Raw genomic sequence first — 19857 nt, forward strand, 5'->3', positions numbered from 1 at the left:
CGTTTTCCATGTTTTGTATGAAAGCTGTGAAAGTCGTTTGCCTGACCCAAAGCGATCGCCTAGTCGATGATGCCTTTGCCTTTCAAACCTTGGATTTCACTGTCACTGTAGCCCACGAGCGTCTTGAGAATCGCCTCGGTATCCTGTCCGATCCTTGGCGCGCCCCGCCATACCCGCTGCTTGGTTCTGCTCATTTTCGGAACAAACCCATAGGTCGTGATGGTTTTGCCGAGGGTTTGGTCTTCGTACTGGATCCAGTTTCCTCTCTTCTGATAGTGTTCGCTGTTCACCAGCTCAGCAGCGGTCCGGGGGATACCGCACGGTACTTTGAACTTTCGGAATTGTGCCGCGGCCTCCTCGGAAGTGCGGGCGGCCATCCACTCTTCGATGAGGGCATGAAGCTCCCTGCCGAGTTCCGAGTCTACAGCCTCCTTGGAACCACCGGCTTTTTCATGGGGGTACTTTTCAACATCGATATCCATGGCCTTGAGGGTGCGCCCGTACACGGCGGGACCATAGGCGCCGATAAAGAGGTAACCGTCCTTGGTTTTGAAGAGGTTTGCCGGCTGAAAGATAGGGATCTTGTTGCCTCCCCTGTTTTTCACCATGCCCAGAGTGAAATAGTTGACGAAGGTATCGTTGAGGCATCTACTCATGCATTCGGTCTGGGCCACATCGACGACTTGCCCCTGTCCCGTCACTTGAGCATTGATGTAGGCCACCAGAATTCCACTCACGCAAAACATGGCGGTCACATAATCGTTGATGAAAGCCCCCCCAAGGGAAGGAGGCATGTCGGGATAGCCGTTGAGGTGCATCCAGCCGCCCTCGGCCTGGCCGATGGCGTCGTAGGAAGGCCGGTCGCACTCTTCAGGCACGCCGCCGAACTGCGGCCTTCCGAAACCGCTGATATGGGCGATGACCAGCTTCGGATTGACCTCGAACAACATTTCATCGGTAATCCCCAGCTTCTCCGTCCACACCATGTTTTCCAGCCATACGTCACAGTTCTTGATGAGGGAGAGAAAGATCTCCTTGGCTTCGGGTTTTTTCAGGTTCACCTCCAGCGTGAAACTCAACTTGTTCCTGGCATCCTGGATCCACCCCGTGCTGACCTTTTCGTGAGCCGGGACCTCGGGACCTGCCAGCTCGAACGGCTTCCCTGAACCATTGCCGTTTGTGATCACCGGGGCCTGGCCCCGGAAGGGATCTCCCCACCCCGGACGCTCCACATGAATGACCTCCGCTCCATGCTCGGCCAGGATGGTTGCAGAAAACGGTGCCGACACCACGCTTCCGGTCAGCAGCACTCGCATTCCCGACAATCCGCCGTAGGCAGGAATCAAAGCCGGGGCAGGAACTCGTTCGATTTCTTTCCATCTTTCCATGTGCATCCTCTCTTTTTTCAAAATCTCGCTTCCCTGGTTTCGCCCAATGCTCATACACTAAACCCACACAGCTACAAACTGGCCATGATATAGTTACTATGTAGCTATATAGTTAAATTGTAGCTATAGAGATGTCAAGCAAAAAAATCGATTTTTCCGATCTTGTTTTCTTCTTTTGCGACCTGGACTCGATTTGAGCCTGAGGAGTGCTTGCAGGGAAAGGCCGGAAATGATTCCAAACAGGAGCCAGATATTGCCGGGCTTCGTCTGAGCCACAGAGACACGGAGAAGGACTCTCAAATGAAATCTCCGTGTCTTCCGTGGTTCATGTGACAATGTCGCACCATCCAAAAAGGAAAAAGGTGCCCAAAGAATGGCGGGAAGGGAAGCGGTCTGTACCGTAGTTACAAATTCTTAAATATTGGGATCGGTTCCCAACTCGACGGGTGTCACAACAGCAGTTTTGGTCTTTACAACACCGACGGCCACGTGTCTTTGCAGGAGGACAAGAACTCCTGCTGTAAAGAGCCCGACCAAAGCGTTTGCACTGCAGAGTTGACTGACACTCCAGTTTCGGCTGAGGAGAAATCCCCCTACCAGAGGGGCAAGCATGGCACCGATTTTGGCAACGGCGTACGCCCAGCCGATGCCGGTGCCTCTGATGTCTGAAGGATAAGAAACCGTGGCAATCGCCAGGGTACCTGTCTGGCTGCCGTTTATACAAATCCCGCAGATGACGGACAAAATAGCGATCACCATGAACGAACCGCTGCTCGCACCGATCCCGAATGCCGTCAGGCTTAAAAAAGCGAGAATAAACCCAACTCGCAATACAATGAACGGGTTAAACCTGTCCATCAAACGACCTACGAAGATAGAGGAAACGGCAGCGCCGAAACAGAGGTAAGCATAGGCCAGGCTGTATTGCTGGACGGTAGCGCCGCTCTTGCGCAGTAAAGTGGGTGACCAGGTATTGAGTATCCAGAGCAGATAGAGAGCTCCAGTACAGATTGTCCACAACAGCACTGTTGTGAGTGCACGCCCTTCCGTAAAAAGACGTTTGACGGGCACACCGGGAACCTTCTCCACGGTGGAGACAAACTGCACTCCACTATCGTTGGCCAGGGCTGGTGCGATTCTGGAAATGATCTTGTGAACCCTTACGCAGTCTCTCCCCTTGTTTCGTCCAACCAGAAACTGCAGCGACTCGGGAAGAAGCAGTGCAACCATAAGACTCGTCAACATAGGAGCACAGCCCCCCAGGAAAAAAAGGGACTGCCACCCGTAATGGGGAATCAGGTAGGCGGAGATGAGACCGCCCACCATGGCCCCCGCCGGCATACCCGCGTACATTGTGGCAACAATGCCTGCACGCGCGCGACTCGGAGCATATTCAGCACCCAGGGTAAGAGCGTTCGGGACGGCTCCACCCAACCCGATCCCGGCGAGAAAGCGATATAACGCCAGTTGCTCCACGCTGGTGATAAATGCCGTAAGCAGAGTGAACACACCGAAAATCACGGAAGAGACAAACAACATCCACTTGCGGCCCCAACGGTCTGCAAGCATGCCTAAGACGACCGCACCAATCAGCGGCCCGAACTGGCCGGCACTCAATGCCAATCCGAGGGCGCTCGGTTCAGAATGCAAGAAATCCGCGATCTTGGGCAACGCCACCCCGACAACCGTCAAATCCAGTCCGTCCAGGAACGTGACAAGAAAACAGAGGCTGCAAACGAGATACTGGTACGCACTGAATCGACTCTCATCCAATACCCTGCGTATACTTATTTCCTTACTCGCCATCTCCACCCCTCCCATAAATCCGATATCATGGTTTCATGAATCCCAATACACTCTGCGTCTTGCGATCAACTCGCAGGACTCATCGATAATCCCCTATTCTCCAGGCTCTAGGAATCCCTGGTCAATTCCCGTTCTAGACACTCTTCCAAGGATCTGACGTCACTGATTTCCCCCAATGCTCATACCTCACCCAATTAAAGCTATAATACGGCTACTATAAAGTTACTATATAGCTAAACAGCTAAATTATAGCTATAAGTGTGTCAAGTGAAAAATCATTCTCTTCATCTCGTTTTCTTCTTTTCTGACTGAATTCGATCTGCGGCTGAAGATGTCTGCAGCAAGCGCGGACCGCAAGCGGAGGTGGAGTATGCTTAGATGGCTCCATGCCAATGGAAATCAAGAAAGGAGAGATGCGCTTCAGGTATGATAAAATGAAACGGGCAGAGAGATAACGGCTTAGAGAGGCAATTGCTCTTTAAGTTTGTATTTCAACAACTTGCCGGTTGGACTCATGGGCAGGCTATCCACAAAGTAAACCCTTTTAGGCACTTTGTATCCCGCAATCTCCTTTTTGCAAAAACACGTGATATCGTCCATGGTGACCACCGAATTTTCCTTCTTCACTACAAAGGCGGTGACAACCTCCCCCCATTTTTCATTCGGCATGCCGACGACTGCCGCCTGACTGACGGCCGGATGTTTGTACAGGACGCTCTCCACCTCGGCCGGGAAGACATTCTCTGCACCCGTGATGATCATGTCCTTTTTTCTGCCCACGATATACACGAATCCCTGCTCGTCCCTCCTGCACAGGTCCTCCGTATAGAACCACCCGTTTTTGAAAGCCTTTTTGGTATCCTCTTTGTTCTTCCAGTAGCCCTGTGTCATCCCCGATCCCCGTACTCGAATCTCACCTATGACGCCGGGGGGCACAGGATTGTCATTTTCATCCACTACCTCGACCTGCATATCGGTATAGGATTTGCCGCAGGAACCGAGGATTCCCATCCTGCCCTCCGCCATGGCTGAGGCAATCTCATCCGTCCCCAGAATACATATGGAGCCCACCGTCTCCGTCGTGCCGAAACCGTGGATGAATATGTTGCCGAACCTTTCTATGGCTTTCTTGAAAACAACAGGGGTTACGGGAGCGCCGGCAAAGAGGATTTTTTTCAGGCTGCTCAGGTCATACCGGTCTATGTGCGGATGTTCCACGAAAAAGAGCAGCATCGGGGTTGCGAGCACTCCCGTGGTTACCTTGTAGTGTTCTACAAGCCGCATGAATTCCTCCACATCCCAGCGAGGCATGATGACCGTGCTGATTCCGCTGTAGACCCCGTTCATAAGGATCACCAGGCCTGCGGCGTGAAACAAGGGGGTGGGGATGATTGCCGCGTCCTCGCGCTCCATCTTCATCTCGAAGGCCAGGCTTTTTCCTGCATGATAGAAATTGCGGTGAAGGACCATACAGCCTTTGGGAACGCCGGTAGTGCCGCTCGTGTACATCAGAGCGGCCAGATCGTCCTCGGCGATCTCAACGGCCGGTTCGTGGGGAGAGGATTCTTCGATCAGTGTCTCATAATGATGCCACCCTTCAGGGAGACCGGCCTTTTTCCCAATCAGTATATAGTGCTTTACGAAGGTGAGACGGGAGCCTATTTCCTCTATCCTGTCCAGGAATTCCTCGTGCACCATGAGCACCGAAGCCTGGGCATCGTTTAGAACCCCCTCCAGTTCAGGGGGAGCGAGCCTGAAGTTGAGCATCACCAGGACCAGGCCGGCATTGGGTATACTGAAGTACGACTCGGCATTCTCCATACTGTTCCGGCTCAAAATGGCTACCCGCTCCCCCTTTTCGGCGCCCAATCCCAACAGCGCGTTCCCCATCCTGCGGGTGCGGTCCGTAAAATCCCTGAAGGTCCACCGCCTCTCGCCTTCAATGAACGCAGCCTTATCAGGATGGTATTCCAGGTTTCGCGCCAGCAGGGTCCTGAGAGTACATATGCCTTGCATATTATTTCCCTCCCAAAATCGTCTATTCGGAGGCAACGCTTTTTTGAAGAGCAGGACGAGAAGAGCGGGACTAAACCAGAACATTGAGCAGGCAAACGTTGCGCCGGTCCAGTATTGGTGGTCTTGTCTTTATGTTTCCTCTCCGAAGGGTTGAAACTAAAGCTTCATTGGAGCTATATAGTAGCTATTATTTAGCTCCAATGAAAGGCCAAGTCAATAGTTTTTCAAAGGGAGAACATTGAAAAAAATCATTCCATTCTAACCGCCGCAGGAGTGCGTTCACAGTGGGAAAAAGGTTAGGGAAGGGGAAATTTGATCCTTGACTAATTACATTATAGCTTTATTATAGCTTATGCTAAATGATACATCTCGCAGTTGCGAAGTTTGTGCTTCGCGAGGATGAGATTCCGGCTTCTTGATGGCCCTGCAGGAGTCAAGGCATCAACCGTCCACGGTATAAAAAGCGACCGCAGAATTACTGTTGGCAGCAAAAAAACGGTTTCACCCTCTCCGGCATCAAAAAAGAGTGCTCTTCGCAAAGAGCGGGTCACTAGCAAAAGAGACAGAATGTCGAAAAGCTCAGCAACGGCAGGAAAGGACAAAACAATGAATGTGGTGGTGGTATTGAAACAAGTTCCGGACACGGAATCCGCAATTCGCATTGCCGGCGACGGCAAGTCCATTGCAACGGAAGGAATCAAATGGATCGTCAATCCCTATGATGAATTTGCAGTGGAGGCCGCCCTTCGATTGAAAGCTAAACACGGCGGGAAAGTCACCATCCTGAGCTACGGGCCCCAGCGCGTCGTGGAATCCATCCGGACGGCCCTCGCCATGGGAGCTGACGATGCGGTGCTGATCGGCGAGGACGACATCGAAAGCAGCGGTCGCCTGCAGTTGGCGAAAGCCATGGCCGCCGCCATCCGGTCATTGAATCCCGATCTGGTCATCATGGGTTTTCGTGCGGTCGACAATGATATGGCTCAAAGGGGACCGATGATCGCCGAATACCTCGGGTGGCCGCACCTCGCTTTTGCCGTCTCGATCGAATCGGATGGTAATCAGGTCACGATCAAGCGTCCCATCGAAGGGGGCAGCGTAACCCTGGAATCCACTCTGCCGGCGCTGGTGACGCTCGGAGGATCGCATGCGGTCTGGAACCCGCGATTTGCCTCGCTGCCTGGAATCATGAAGGCCAAGAAAAAACCCCTGGCAGTGAAGAAGCTTTCCGATTTCGGTTTGGACCCTGCGCAATTTGCACCGGGTGCGGGAAAGACTCGCGTCATTTCCCTTGAAATGCCCCAGGAAAGACAGCCGGGACGTATCGTCGACGGGGGACTGGATACGGAAGGCAAAGCACGGGAGCTTACACGGTTGCTGCATGAAGAAGCCAAAGCCATCTAAGGATGCAAGGAGATTGAAAATGGGAAAAAGCGTGTGCGTGATCGCTGAGTTTCGTGGAGGAGACCTGCGACGGGTTTCATATGAGGTGGCCAGCGAGGGAAAAAGGATTGCGGATGCCCTTGGGAGCGATCTCTGTGCCGTGGCTTTGGGTTCCGGCATTGCGGAGAAGGCCGCCGAACTGGGCCGCTACGGAGTGAAGAAAGTTTATATCGTTGATGATCCCGCTCTGGAAAACTATCTGGCCGAATCCTACGTCCCCATCATTGCGGACATCATCCGGCAATGCGACCCGGCAGCGGTCCTCCTGTCGGCATCGGTGGACGGCAAGGACCTGGCGGCGCGGCTTTCTGCGCGGCTCGATGTCGGCCTGGTACAGGATTGTACCGAGATCCTCGTCGAGGATGGAAAGATCCGGGTGAAGAAACCCATTTTTGCCGGCAAGTGTTTTGCCTGGAATGAATGGATCGAAGGGGCCATGCCGCTCATCTCCTGCCGCCCCAACGTGATGCAATGCCTCACGCTGAGCGAAGATCAGCGGGCCGAAGTGGAGCGGGTGGACATTCCTGTTCCGGAAACCCGCTCCCGTTTCAAGTCGATGGATCTGGATACTTCGGGAAGGGTGGGGCTCTCGGGAGCCGAGATCATCGTGTCGGGTGGACGCGGCATGAAAGAGGCGCAGAACTTTGCCATGCTGGAAGATCTGGCGAAATTGCTCGGTGCTGCCGTGGGAGCATCCCGGGCCGCCGTGGATGCGGGATGGCGCCCTCATGCGGACCAGGTGGGACAGACGGGGAAGGTCGTGAATCCCAACGTTTACATCGCCGTAGGCATTTCGGGAGCCATTCAGCATCTGGCCGGTATGGGAACATCCAAATACATTGTCGCCATAAACAAGGATCCCGATGCGCCCATATTCAGCAAGGCCGATTATGGAATCACGGAAGATCTTTTCAAGTTTGTCCCCGCTTTTACGGAGGAGGTCCGTAAGCTCAAGAGCACCTGCTCATAGGCGAGATCACAGGCATTCCGATGAGATGGGCTTGAAAATGGAGCTATTCGGCCGAACTGAAGGGATCGGTAACCTTCTTTGATACTGACCGGTACGTTCGGCCGGATAGAACCGGCACCATCCATACTTCCTGCTTCTGAAGGAGGGAACCGATCCTGAAAACTTGTGCCGTAACTGGAGGGAATTGAAAAAAATATTTGTAGATTTGAAAAAAGAGGCCGGAAAGGCTTATATTGGTTCCGGGCGGTGCTTCTTCCCCATAGGGGGACGCTCAGCAGGTTTACCCTGGGGAATGTGCCCATCGGTCGGTGGGCTGGGTGTGTTTGAAGGGATGATAACAAAACCCGGGAGCCAATGGTCGGAAAATTTCTGAAATGGACAAAATGGGATTCACAAAAAACCTGTATATTATAATCATCTTATCATTGTTTGCATTGTTTGTTTTTAAGAGCCCTGTAAAAGGGAATACAGTTTCAGCAGGAAAAGAAAATACCCAGTTTCCCGGGACGTCGATTCTCGCGCAATCTCAGGATGAGGGTAAAAACACCGTCAAAGTTCAGATTTATGACGTGAACCTCAATGACCAGGATGGAAACGTTGTCAATTTCAAAAACGATATCATCGGAAACCGGGTTGCAGTCATTATTCCATTTTATACTACCTGCCCATCGTCCTACCCGATACTGATTTTTGTGCTCTCACGCCTCCAGGCGCTTTTGGGTGAACGGTTGAACACAGACGTTGTCCTGGTCTCCGTAACGGTTGACCCCAAAACGGACACTCCTCTAAGGCTGAAAGCTTATGCTCGCCAGCAAAAAGCCCGACCGGGCTGGTTTTTTCTCACGGGAGATAGGGAAAATCTAACCAAAGTGCTGGTGGGGAGTCATCTACTGTTATCCGACAATCTCGATAATCACAACCATATTCCCATCACGGTGGTAGGTCGGAATGGGGATGCATGGCGACAATTCCACGGCTTTCCAACTCCGGAGCAGCTGCTGGAAGAAGTCGAAAAGTATCTCGGTTTGGAAAAACCGGCCTAGGCGAGACGACAGCCCACAAACGATGCCATCGTATCTGCACATAATCATTTTTCAAAATGCATCTTTCCCGGCACTTCATGGTTGAACTCACCACAAAAGAAGTCCATAGTAAATCCCACCTCATCCATTGCTCTTTCGCCTCTCTTTCCACTCAAACAAAGGGAGACGATATTAAAAATAAGGACAAAACCATCGCTGTGAAATCCTACAACGGTCCCCAAAATGCATCATAGGCCATGAATGTACCTGACTTGATCGAGTCCATTTCATTTAACCAGGGAGGAGGCCATGAGACGATTTCGTACTATCTCGGTAATACTTTCTTTGTGCGTTCTATTGGCGGTTCCGGCCTTTGCAGACGGGATCCCCTTTGAGAAGGAGGTTTGATTGCCATGGCGGAAGAAATTCGCTGGGTTAAAACGCACTGCGCACGGATGGATCATGGCGGTTGTGCTCTGATGGTGGGTGTCAAGGATGGCAAGATCCTTCAGATCAAAGGAGATCCCCAGGGCTATTTGAACAAGGGATATACCTGCTACAAAGGGAGGGTCTCGGCGGATCGGCTCACTCATCCGGATCGTCTCCGGTATCCCCTGAAGCGCGCAGGGAAGCGCGGCGAGGGGAAATGGCAGCGCATCTCCTGGGAAGAAGCACTTGATGAAACGGCGAAAAATCTTCTCAGGATCAAGGAAAAATACGGTGCGCGGGCGGTCGGATTCGGCGTCGGCATGCCCAAGGGGCTGGAACACTTCGTTTTGATTCGGCTTGCCAATATCTTCGGTTCACCCAATGTAATCGCCTCACAGGATGTGTGCCATGCACCCCGGGAGATCACGGGTATCCACACTTGTGGATTCTACCCCGTTGCCGACCTCCACAACCCGACAAAGTGCATCCTCGCCTGGGGCAGCAACGTTCTTTCCACCAACGAAGAAGGACAGATAGGCAGTCTCACCCTGGAACAGCTCAAAAACGGCGCCAGGCTGATCGTTGTCGATCCCCGCAAGACAGATCTTGCCGAAAGAGCCGACCTGTGGCTGCAGCTCAGGCCCGGAACTACACAGGCGCTTGCCCTAGGCTTCTTAAACGTCATCATCGAGGAATCGCTGTATGATAAGAAGTTTGTCGGAAAACATACCTACGGTTTTGAAGACCTTGCCCGGCACGTGAAACAGTACACCCCGGAGGCTGTTTCTGAAATAACCTGGGTACCATCCGAACTGATACGCAAAGCCGCTCGAATGTATGCCACGGCAAAACCGGCCGCCCTCCAGTGGGGCAACGCCATCGAGCACAACATCAATGCCTTCGATGGCATTCGCTCGTTGGTTTGCCTCATGGCAATCTGCGGAAATCTCGAGGTGCCCGGCGGCAACATCAACGCCCACGACCCGAAAATCATGGGGCTGGCCGAATTTGTGCGAGCCGATCTCATCCCGGATAAACGTAAAGAGATGATCAGTGCCTATCACGGCACCATTCCAAGATTGATGACGGTGGCGCCGGCTTATTTCCGGAAGGCGGTGCTTGAAGAGGTCCCCTACCCTGTCAGAGGATACTACGGCATGTGTACCAATCCTCTGGTGGCCTGGGCGGAGAGCGCTGTCACCCATGCAGCGTTTATGAGCCTCGATTTTATCGCCGTAGCGGAAATATTCATGACACCTACCGCCTCCCTGGCCGATATTGTCCTTCCGGTTGCACACCAGTACGAAATGAACGACATTGGCCATTACGGCATCGGACACGGCCTGATATTTGCCCGGCCAAAGGTTGTCGAGCCACCGGAGGAGTGTTGGCCCGACATGAAGATCATGAACGAACTGGGTAAGCGGATATCACCCCCTGAATACTGGCATGATGATTTTGAAACGTTTCTCGAAGATGTGCTCAGGCCTTCGGGCTTGACCTACAGCGAATTCGCCGCGAAAGGCTATTTGAAGGGGCCTGACCGCTTCAGGCTCCATGAGGAGAAAGGCTTTCGCACGCCTACCGGAAAGGTGGAACTGAGATTGAGCACCGCTGAGAAGTTCAAACTCAAGCCGCTCCCCGAATTCACCACTCTTCCCGAAGACGAGGATCCCGAATTCCCGCTGATTTTGATCAGCGTAAAGAGCCGGTACTATCTCCATTCTTCCTACCGATGGGTAGAAAAACTTCGGCAAAAACGGCCGCACCCGACCGTTGAAATCCATCCCGAAACGGCAGCCGCCCATGGGATCGGCGATGGTGACAACGTAACCATTGAAACAAAGTACGGATCAATAGTCCAGGTGGCAAAAATCACAGACATCGTTCACCCGCGCGTGATCAATGCAGCCATTGGATGGTGGTTCCCCGAAGCGGATGCTGCCAGGCAATTCGAATGGCAAAAGTCGAATTTCAATATCCTTACCTCCATCAGAAAGCTGGGCAAAGAATTTGGAACCCCGAACTTAAAGGATCTTCCCTGTAGGATACGCAAACTATAGCGTTATACCGCGAACAGTTCACCTATGGGAAACACCGGCCTCTCACCGTCTTAGAACCTATCCGGAACCCCCTGTGGACTTTGCACCCCCCCTTCAGTTCCCCCCCCTCGAGGGGGACCAAGGGGGGTGTCCGCTGCCGAGGTAGGTTTTCGGGTAGGCTCTTAGTCGCCATGATCCGTCTCCTCGAGGTTCAGCTCCGGCCATTTCTCCTTGGATTGTAGATGCAGGCCAGGTCGTCCCTGATCCCTCCCGCCGCCCACAGGTCGAAATCACCCGATGAGGCGCCAGGAATTTCCCGAATATGATCTTCTCCTCACGATGAATTTCTACACCGTCATAGAAAACGCCAAGCAACATGAGTTCCTCCGCTTGTTGAAATGATCGATCTCCTCTCCCTGCTGGCCGATGAAGACGCGCAACGCATGCCCCGAGTAAACGCAGTACGCTCATCGCTCCAGCTACTTCAATTGGAACAGCATGGGGAGACCGGTCTTACAAAAGACTGGTCTCCCATTCAATCTTGCCGGCTTGAAGGTCGAGCTTTTCACGGCCAGCAGGGCTTCCTCGTCAAACCTGGACCCGGCTCGCGTGACCACCTCCACGTGGACGAAACACCCGTTCTCATCTATGGTGAGCTGCAGAACCACGGTCTCCTCCTTTCCCATCTCCCTGGCAAGCAGAGGATACCTGGAGAGGACCCGGGTGGCGAACCGGGGGCCGTCTCCCGATCCGAAGGGCGCGTTGAGTGGGCCGTACCCTCCACCGGAGCCGACTCAAGAGCCGGCGCCAGGGCATTCTCCCGACTGCTCTTTTCCATGGCCTTCGCCATCCGGCCACCCAAACCATTCGCCGCCGCCTTTCACATCTTGAAGACGGAGAAGGCTGACTGTACAAAGTGGCGAATCTGCACTCTCGGGAGGTATCAGTTACACGCAACCCCCACCGCCAACAGGCGGAATATATGATCCAAATGGCTCTCCATGAGCCCTTCGCTGTGCTCGCGCACCCACTCGAAGGGCTTCTCTTCTATGAACAGGTCAGCGAATGTTTCCGATTGTGAACAGGTCAAAACGGGCTCAGCCGAATTTGCGCAGACAGCTTTCCTCATGCGGATGTTCCTTTCACACCTGCCGGCGCGGCCGCCTCCACCGCCTCTTCAATATCCCCTTCGATATCGAGATAGGCGTCGCGCAGCTTTTCCCGCATGTCGTCGTCGGCGTCCCACATGCCGCGTTCTATCACCTCTAACAGCTTGTCCAAAATATTTTGCAGAGCATAGGGGTTCACTTCCTTCAGCCACTTCTGCATCTCGGGGTCCAGTCCGTACCGGTTGGCCACCCGCTCGTACATCCAGTCCTCCATCACGTCGGCAGTGGCATCCCAGCCGATGATGATGTCCATAACCTTGGAGATGTCGCCAGCGCCTTTGTAGCCGTGCCGCTTGAGGCCCTCCAGCCATTTGGGGTTGAGGAGCCGCGAGCGCAGCACGTGCTTGGTTTCCTCTTGGGTGGTGCGGAGAAGAACTCGTCGGGGATCCGAGGAATCCCCCACCAGGGCGAAGGGCATCACTCCGCGGACGGTGGCCGATGCGGCGATAAGTCCCCCGTAGTAGTTGTAGAAATCAGTGCAGGAGAGCATGTCGTATTCACGCGAATCTTCGTTCTTGACGGTAACGTCCATGCGGGAGAGAAGCCGCCTGAAGACTGCCGGGGTATGTGTGCCGTAGTGTCCCCGGCCGTAAGCATGAGAGGAATAGCGGATGTAGGCTTCACCCAGGTCTTCCCGGGTTTTCCACTGCTTGGATTCCACCAGCTCCTCCACCCCGGCGCCATAGGTCCCCGGCGGACAACCGAAGACGCGCAGAGTGGCAAGCCGCCAGGCATCCTGCTCACTCAGGCCTTCGCCCCGGTAGTTGTCCCGGTCGGCCAGCACATGCCGGCGGATGAAATTGGATTCGGGCGGTTCTTCCAGGGCGGCGACCATGCCCACGGCATGGTCGATGAGCTGCACGAGATTCGGGAAGGCATCCCGAAAGAAGCCCGAGATGCGGGGGGTCACGTCGATGCGCGGGCGGCCGAGCTCTTTGGCGGGAATGATCTCGAGCCCCTCCACCACACCGTTGCTTCGCCATAGAGGCCTGACGCCCAGAAGATAGAGGACCTCGGCGACGTCGTCGCCCCGGCTGCGCATGGTGGGGCAGCCCCAGACAATGATACCGATGTTGTCGGGGTATTTCCCCTGCTCCTCGAGGCAACGCTTTATGAGCGTATCCCCAAGCGCCTTGCCCACTTCCCATGCTGCGGGAGAGGGAATGGTGCGCGGGTCGAGCGAAAAGAAGTTGCGGCCTGTGGGAAGAATGTCTGCCTGGCCGCGAGTGGGAGCGCCGGATGGTCCAGGAGGAACGAAGCCCCCGGAGAAAGACGAAAGGGCAGCGCTCATTTCTTCTTTCGTGCGCATAATATTGGGAGTCAGAATATCAGTTATGTAACGCAGGACCCGTTCGATGCGGGGAAAGGCCTTTCCCTGGAAAGCTGTTGCCAGCTCCGGAATGGCTTCGGGATCATAGCCGCGAGCGTCCAGGGCGCGAATGAGCTCCCGGGCACAGTTATGGGCGCGCTCGATGAGCTTGCCTCCTGTCATGCCTCCCGATCCGGGGACGGCTTCGCCCCGCCGGTCCAGCAATTCGTCGTAGCGGAAGCCCATGGCCGCAACGATCTCTTCCCGAAGCGACGGGACATCCCCGTTGGGAAGCCGGGTCAACTGCGCCAGAAATTCCACCAGCCGTTCGCCTTCAGGAGGTTCTCCCAGAACGTGAAGGCCGTCACTGATCATGGTGTCCGAAAGCTCGCTCAGATAACTGTGGAGCCTGGCCAGGAAAGCATCCATGTCTCCGAGGGCCTGTTCGCGCGTGAACGCAAGATCGTGCTGCAGGTCGGCGGCCTCGACGGCATCCCACAAAAGGCCGGCCAAGACGGGCAGTTTCCCGGGATCCTGGCGAGCGGCCTGGGTGTAATCGTCGAGGGTCCGCTCCACGTCCGTCAGCTCTTCGTACAGATCGGCATTGGTGTAAGTCGGGGTCAGGTGATCGATGATGCAGCAATAGGAGCGGCGCTTGGCCTGGGTTCCCTCCCCGGGATCGTTGATGATGTAGGGATAGATGTTGGGAAGGTCCATGATGGAAAGATCGGGATAGCACTCCTCGCTGAGTCCCAGAGCCTTTCCCGGCAGCCATTCGAGGGAGCCGTGCTTGCCCACGTGCATGACGGCGTCGGCCTTGAAGACGTTTTTCAGCCACCGGTAATGAGCCAGGTAATGATGGGGCGGAGACAGGTGCAGGTCATGGAGTATCGCTTCGGGGTTCTCCAGCTTGCCTCGGGGGGGTTGAATGGTCAGAAACACGTTCCCGTTGGCCAGTCCCGCAAAGAGGAGCCTGTCCTCATGAACAAACAGCTCGCCCGGCATTTCGCCCCAGTTCTCCGTCATCTTCCGGCGGACGATTTCGGGCAGGGCTTCGTGCCAGGGCATGAAAACGCTCCGATCGGCCGTCGCTTCCGCCCGGTCGGCCATCTGGTCCGGAGTGAGCCACTTCCGGTCACAGGTCATGCGCTGCAGCAACTCGTTGGCCAGTTCATCCCCGCTCTCGTAGCGACGCTCGATGCGGTAGCCGCTCTCGGCCATCACGTCCAGCAACCGTTTGACGGCGGTGAACGTATCGAGCCCGGCGGCACACCCGATCCGGTCGTTTCTCGGCGGATAGTGGTGAAACACGATGCCGATGCGTTTCTCGCTGTTGGGCTTGCGCCGAAGGTTTGCCCAGTTGAGAGCGAGCTTCACAAAAGCGGCCGTGCGTTCGGGAATGGGGCGATAACAGGAGAGGAGTGCTCCCGTGACGGGATCCACCGTGTCCTCCTCCCGGGAGGCCACAGGAAAGGTGATCAAGTTGCCGTCGAATTCCGGCTGGGCGGCCTGGAAAGTGACGTCCATGATGGACAAGCCCTGGATGCTCTCTTTCCATACCGCATAGGGATTGAGGGTACACATGGCCTGCAAAACGGGGACGTTCAAGCCGGGAAAAACAGTCGCATAGTCCGGCTGGGTCATGGTCATGGACATGGCCATGGCGCTCACCAGGACATCAATGCGCGGCTTTTCGCCGTCCATGAAATACTCCTTCACGACCTCGTCGGAGCCCCGGTTGCCGATGGCCGCATCCTTGAAGCGCATGCTGAAGACGGGCAGCACGTTGGCGCCGCGCGCCTCGATCTCCCGGATAAGGGCATCGATGTGCGCCAGGTTTCCGTTCAGCCAGTAGGTTTGGTTGAACCAGATCCCAACGGTAGGTTTTTGGCGATTGATGTACTCGCCGGCGTAAAGGCCGAAGTCGGCCACATGCCCCGCCTCCGGGTGGTAGATTCCTTCCTGGACCACGGGCTGGGGAGGCGGAACGTCTGTCACGGGTCCACCCGTCAGCATGGCGGAAAGGTACGCCAGCGCCCGTTCGACGTTCACCGGCCCGCCGGCGGTCAGGTAGCGGCAGAGGGCCTCCCAGGTCCCGTCGTTCATCCCGTCGGAATACTCCCGCGCGGCCAGGATAGCCTCGTCGTCACTTCCGGTCGGCTGGATGTACAGGTGGGGAACGGGCTGCCCCGCCGCCCGGTGCTCTTTGAGGGCGGAGACAAGGGGCTCGAAGGCCGGGCACGACGCCTTGCCTCCGTGGAGGGCTACGATCACGGCATCGGAGCGAAGAGCGTCGGCCACAAAGGCTCTTGCCCGCGCCTGATCGAAAAGCTGCGTTTGAGTCCGGGCCGATACCTCCACCTGACCTCCACCGTCACGGAACCTCGACACACCACGGCTCAGGGAAGGGAGCTCCGTCGCCGTCGCGCTGAAATAGCTGATCTGAATTGTCTTCATAGCCCCTCCTTCTCACCTGCCAGGCATTCGATGATGTTGAGCCCGGACAGAGCTGTTAGTGATGCGCGCCGGCATAATCAGCCCAGGCGAACAGCTGGAGCCCACGGTAGGTCGCTCCGGCGCTTCCCCGAGTGCGCTCGTGCACGTCCGGGAGACTGTCCAGGCTGACTCCAAAAGAAATGGAGTAGCGTCGGCAAAACTCGATGAACCGACTGTCGATGAGCGTACCGTTTGTCTGCGCCGCCAGGAGAACGATCCATGTCGCCAACCCGCGGGATTGGGCCGGCGACTCCTTGCATGGCAGCGGGCGTATGGAGCTTCACTGCTTTTCCTCCGCCAGAGCCGGCAGTTGCCGGTACCAGATACGCCGATACTCTGTAACGAGCTCGGGGTGGAAGATGCTGATGAGATCGGCAAGCACGAGGTCTGGGCGTGTGATGCCGGTTTCCCAAAAATCGTTGCCGCCTTCGGCATTGACCCTGGCGTCATTATTGAAGACTTTTCCCGAGCAAAATGACGAAAAACGCTCGTAGCGATCATCGATTTCCCGCAGCTCCGCAAGGGAGCGGCACATCCCAGTGTCGACCCAGAATTCCGCCGCCCTCGCCCGCTCCACAACGGTTTCGATGGCGAGGGGAATGCTTCCCGGCGTCTTGTCGTCGCGCCAGAGGTAGTGCGCTCCGGCATCCTCCAGGAACCGGGCGTTGTAGACCAGAATGTACACGAAGGTCTCCCTGGCGTTGCGCCAGGGTGTAAGCACCTCCAGCCGCTTGTAGGTCCCGTGGTATTCGATGGTAAAGCATCGCGCGAAGCGAAGCCGGGCTTTGTGGGGAAAGAGATCGACCGATTCCGCGGCGGGGGCAGATTCCCCCGTTGTGACGGAACCGGGACTGCCCCAAGTGATGGGATGCATGCCCATGCAAAGCAGCCACGCCGCCACGAACAGGATTAACCTCCATCGTTTTTTCAAGGTTATTGCAATCTGTTGCAAGCAGAATCCTTCCCTTCTTTTTCGCTGAGTCGGCGCTTCGAAAAACCGCTAAAGGCTGTCAAACGATCCACCTATTCACCGATTTATCAAAGCATGCCCGGAACGGCGTTCACGATTTTTTCCACCAGGTGCGCCGCCCCTTCGGCTCCAAGGAAAGGTTGGCCGCAAGTGTGGACTTCCCGACGCCTCCTTTGCCGTACACAGCAATCCGTTTCATTTCCTCACCTCCTGAGCCGTTTTCCTATGGGCCTTTCCACAGGCCTCGCAACTCATGGTCCCGTCATAGGCGTACTTCACGAAACCAGTCTCACAATCCCTGCAAGCAACCTTGGTCTTCATGGTTCGGGATTTCTGCATGCCCGCAGGGCCCGACTGGTACTCCGCCCAACGGTCGAAACAAGCAAGGTCGGGGATGTAAACGCCGCAATGTCCGGCCGAATCGCGGCTGCAAGCCGCTCCCACAAGGTCCAGGGGGAATTCGGGAATTCGACCTTTGCCGGCATAGCTCCTCTCAGAAAGCCAGCTTCACGCCCCCGCTGAACGTCCTTCCCGGCATTGCGTAACCGCTCTCCGTATAGTCTTCATCGAAAAGGTTCTGGACGCTGAGGAATGCTGAATACTTCTTGAGAAAGGTATAGGTGAGCGCCGTATCGACGGTGACTGCAGAAGGCTCTTCCCAGCTTACCCTGTTCCAGTTGTTGTCATACAGGGGAACAATCTTCTCATCCTGCCATGCTACCCGCACGGATGTGGTGAGGTCACGGGGCAGCTTCAAGGTGAGAAGGCCGCTGATCTTGTTCCGGGGCATGTAGGTGCTTCGAACCCAGTCTCCGTCATCCTCGACCTTCGAATCGACATAGGTATAAGCGAAGTTCAGTTTCAGCCACTGCCACGGTGTGATGTCGACGTATGTTTCAATGCCCTGGACCCGTGCCTCGTCGGCGTTCACATACTTCATAGTGAAGCCGTCATATTGGATCAGGCTATCGAAATCCGTATGAAACCAGGTCAGTCCCGCCGTAACCTTCTTGTCGAGCAGCGTCTGCTCTATGCCGACCTCATAGCCGACGCTCTCCTCAGGCGTCAAGTCGGGGTTCCCGATCGTGTAGAGGTAACCGTTCCAGACATACCCCCCATAGACTTCGTAAAGGGACGGCGTGCGGTATCCGGAGCCCACATGAGCGTGGACCTTGGTGCCGAACTGTTTAAAGAGGTAGGCTGCGGAAGCTTCCCCAACGAGCTTGGAATCAAACTCCTCGGGGTAATTGAAGCGGCCTCCGAAATTGAGGAAGAGAGACTCATCCAAAAACTTGAGGCTCGCCTGGGTGAACAGGTCCCAGTTGTACCAGTCTTCTTTGTAATACACGGGGCTGTAGTCATCGTTGCTGGGATTGTTGGGTTCACGACCGTCGTAATCGGCCTGCTTGAAATCGAGACCACTGATAAGGGTGAGCCAATCGGTGACCTGGATGTTTTGCTGTGTTTCGATGTATCCCGTGGAGCCGTCGTAGTTGGAATGGTTTCCGTTCACAGTCGGCGTCCAAAAGTAATGGCGCTCGGTTTCCGCGTAGGAGCCTTTTATGGAATAGTTCCAACAGCTAGAAACGGCATGGTTCATTGTGAGGCCGTACAGAGCTGAGAGGCCTTCCCGGTGTTGATCGGGATCGGCGGTTTGTGTCACGAGCTTGCCGTTGGCATCCAGACTGGGAGTGGTTTCCGTCAAGGCGAGGTCGGAATCGAAGTAGAGGGAGGTGAATTCGAGGGTGATGTCCGGAGTGATGCGGAATCCAGCCCCGCCGGAGAAGCCGAGGTTGTCGTACCAGAAGCCGTATTTTCCACCGAATTTCTCACCGTCCGATGTGACATAGATCGGGTTAAAATCAATATAAAACGAGCCCTGTCCATGGTAGAATCGCCCATTCTCAATAAATGTGCCATACTCCCCGAATTCGCTGCGGACTTCCGCTCCGGTGCCGCGCTTCCATTTGTCGGAAATGATGTCGATGACGCCGCCCATGGCTTGCGATCCGTACAGGGTGCTCTGTGTGCCCTTGAGGATTTCGATCCGCTGCATATTGCTTGGCGAATACAAATCCTCAAGGAAGTAGGTAAACGCACCCTGGGGGTCTGCCTCGTCCTTGAGGGGGAATCCATTGTACTGAAACTGGATGTATTGGCTCGGCACGCCCCGGATGTTCAGATGGGCCCACTGTCCCGTTCCGCCAAGGCGCCGGAGATAAACGCCCGGCTCGTAGTCAAGGAGACCAGGAATAAAATAATCCTCCTGCGCGTCTCTTTCTTCGCTGGTCACAACGCTCACGCTTTTCGTCACTTGCGAGAGCGGCGTTTCGACTCTTGTCGCCGTAACGACCACAGGCTCCAGGTTGGCGGTTCCTGTAGCTACGACGCTGGCTTCCTCCTTTCGGGAAGTGTCGTCGGCCTCTTGCGCTTCTTTCCCTTCGGTCGTTTCCTGTTTGGTTTCTTCCTGTTTGGTTTCTTCTTGAGATTGGGAGGGCAAGGGATTGTGCGCCAAAACAGCAAAAAGAACGACCAGTGCAAGGATGAGCTTCGATGTCCTCAGTAGTGAAAAACGCATTGAGACAACCTCCTTTCCCCCCTCGGGGAATGTTGAAAGGTTTATGCATCCACTCAGGTCTCCTGGCTCACGTTCATCCTATTCGCCGCGCCTTCCCATCACGCCTTGGGCGTGACAGTGACATCCTTGCGGCTTTCGTCCCGATCACAGTCGCGGGGCGGCGGAAGATTCCCACTTCCTTCCCTTAAGCCGATGCATTTTACTGTAGTGTGGCTATAC

At 55.3% G+C, this 19857-nt stretch carries 12 protein-coding genes and 1 riboswitch; of the genes, 5 read left to right on the forward strand and 7 right to left on the reverse strand.

The window, feature by feature from the left end:
* Positions 1–59 precede the first annotated feature (59 nt).
* From QMG16_RS12440 to QMG16_RS12450, 3 genes are all read right to left on the reverse strand, one after another.
* Positions 60–1388 (reverse strand): CaiB/BaiF CoA transferase family protein, encoded by a 1329-nt coding sequence (locus QMG16_RS12440; RefSeq protein WP_281794624.1) that lies wholly within the window; start codon positions 1386–1388, stop codon positions 60–62.
* A 414-nt stretch (positions 1389–1802) separates the two neighbouring features.
* Positions 1803–3209 (reverse strand): MFS transporter, encoded by a 1407-nt coding sequence (locus QMG16_RS12445; RefSeq protein WP_281794625.1) that lies wholly within the window; start codon positions 3207–3209, stop codon positions 1803–1805.
* 444 nt (positions 3210–3653) lie between these two features.
* The gene (locus QMG16_RS12450; RefSeq protein WP_281794627.1) at positions 3654–5210 is read right to left on the reverse strand and encodes a class I adenylate-forming enzyme family protein; all 1557 of its coding nucleotides are present in this window, start codon (positions 5208–5210) and stop codon (positions 3654–3656) included.
* 567 nt (positions 5211–5777) lie between these two features.
* Between QMG16_RS12450 and QMG16_RS12455 the strand changes: the two genes are divergently transcribed.
* From QMG16_RS12455 to QMG16_RS19735, 5 genes are all read left to right on the forward strand, one after another.
* The gene (locus tag QMG16_RS12455) at positions 5778–6614 is read left to right on the forward strand and encodes an electron transfer flavoprotein subunit beta/FixA family protein (RefSeq protein WP_281794628.1); all 837 of its coding nucleotides are present in this window, start codon (positions 5778–5780) and stop codon (positions 6612–6614) included.
* A gap of 19 nt (positions 6615–6633) precedes the next feature.
* Positions 6634–7623 (forward strand): electron transfer flavoprotein subunit alpha/FixB family protein, encoded by a 990-nt coding sequence (locus QMG16_RS12460; RefSeq protein WP_281794629.1) that lies wholly within the window; start codon positions 6634–6636, stop codon positions 7621–7623.
* 569 nt (positions 7624–8192) lie between these two features.
* Positions 8193–8666 (forward strand): SCO family protein, encoded by a 474-nt coding sequence (locus QMG16_RS12465; RefSeq protein ID WP_281794631.1) that lies wholly within the window; start codon positions 8193–8195, stop codon positions 8664–8666.
* A gap of 392 nt (positions 8667–9058) precedes the next feature.
* Positions 9059–11137: a molybdopterin-containing oxidoreductase family protein gene (locus QMG16_RS12470; RefSeq protein WP_281794633.1), complete on the forward strand. Its 2079-nt coding sequence runs from the start codon at positions 9059–9061 to the stop codon at positions 11135–11137.
* 377 nt (positions 11138–11514) lie between these two features.
* A complete protein-coding gene (locus tag QMG16_RS19735) occupies positions 11515–12102 on the forward strand; it encodes a hypothetical protein (protein WP_281794634.1) in 588 nt (195 codons plus the stop codon).
* A 139-nt stretch (positions 12103–12241) separates the two neighbouring features.
* Here QMG16_RS19735 and cobN read toward each other — a convergent pair whose 3' ends face one another.
* The 4 genes from cobN to QMG16_RS12495 form a co-directional block, all read right to left on the reverse strand.
* A complete protein-coding gene (gene cobN / locus QMG16_RS12480; protein WP_281794635.1) occupies positions 12242–16051 on the reverse strand; it encodes a cobaltochelatase subunit CobN in 3810 nt (1269 codons plus the stop codon).
* A 55-nt stretch (positions 16052–16106) separates the two neighbouring features.
* Positions 16107–16319 (reverse strand): hypothetical protein, encoded by a 213-nt coding sequence (locus QMG16_RS12485; protein ID WP_281794637.1) that lies wholly within the window; start codon positions 16317–16319, stop codon positions 16107–16109.
* A 51-nt stretch (positions 16320–16370) separates the two neighbouring features.
* The gene (locus tag QMG16_RS12490) at positions 16371–17042 is read right to left on the reverse strand and encodes a substrate-binding domain-containing protein (RefSeq protein WP_281794639.1); all 672 of its coding nucleotides are present in this window, start codon (positions 17040–17042) and stop codon (positions 16371–16373) included.
* A 511-nt stretch (positions 17043–17553) separates the two neighbouring features.
* Entirely contained in the window at positions 17554–19638 is a 2085-nt protein-coding gene (locus QMG16_RS12495) for a TonB-dependent receptor plug domain-containing protein (RefSeq protein ID WP_281794640.1), read from the reverse strand.
* A gap of 35 nt (positions 19639–19673) precedes the next feature.
* A riboswitch (cobalamin riboswitch) is annotated at positions 19674–19845 on the reverse strand.
* Between the last annotated feature and the right edge of the window lie 12 nt (positions 19846–19857).

Origin of the sequence: Desulforhabdus amnigena (genome assembly GCF_027925305.1) — a bacterium.
GTDB classification, from domain to species: Bacteria; Desulfobacterota; Syntrophobacteria; order Syntrophobacterales; family Syntrophobacteraceae; genus Desulforhabdus; species Desulforhabdus amnigena.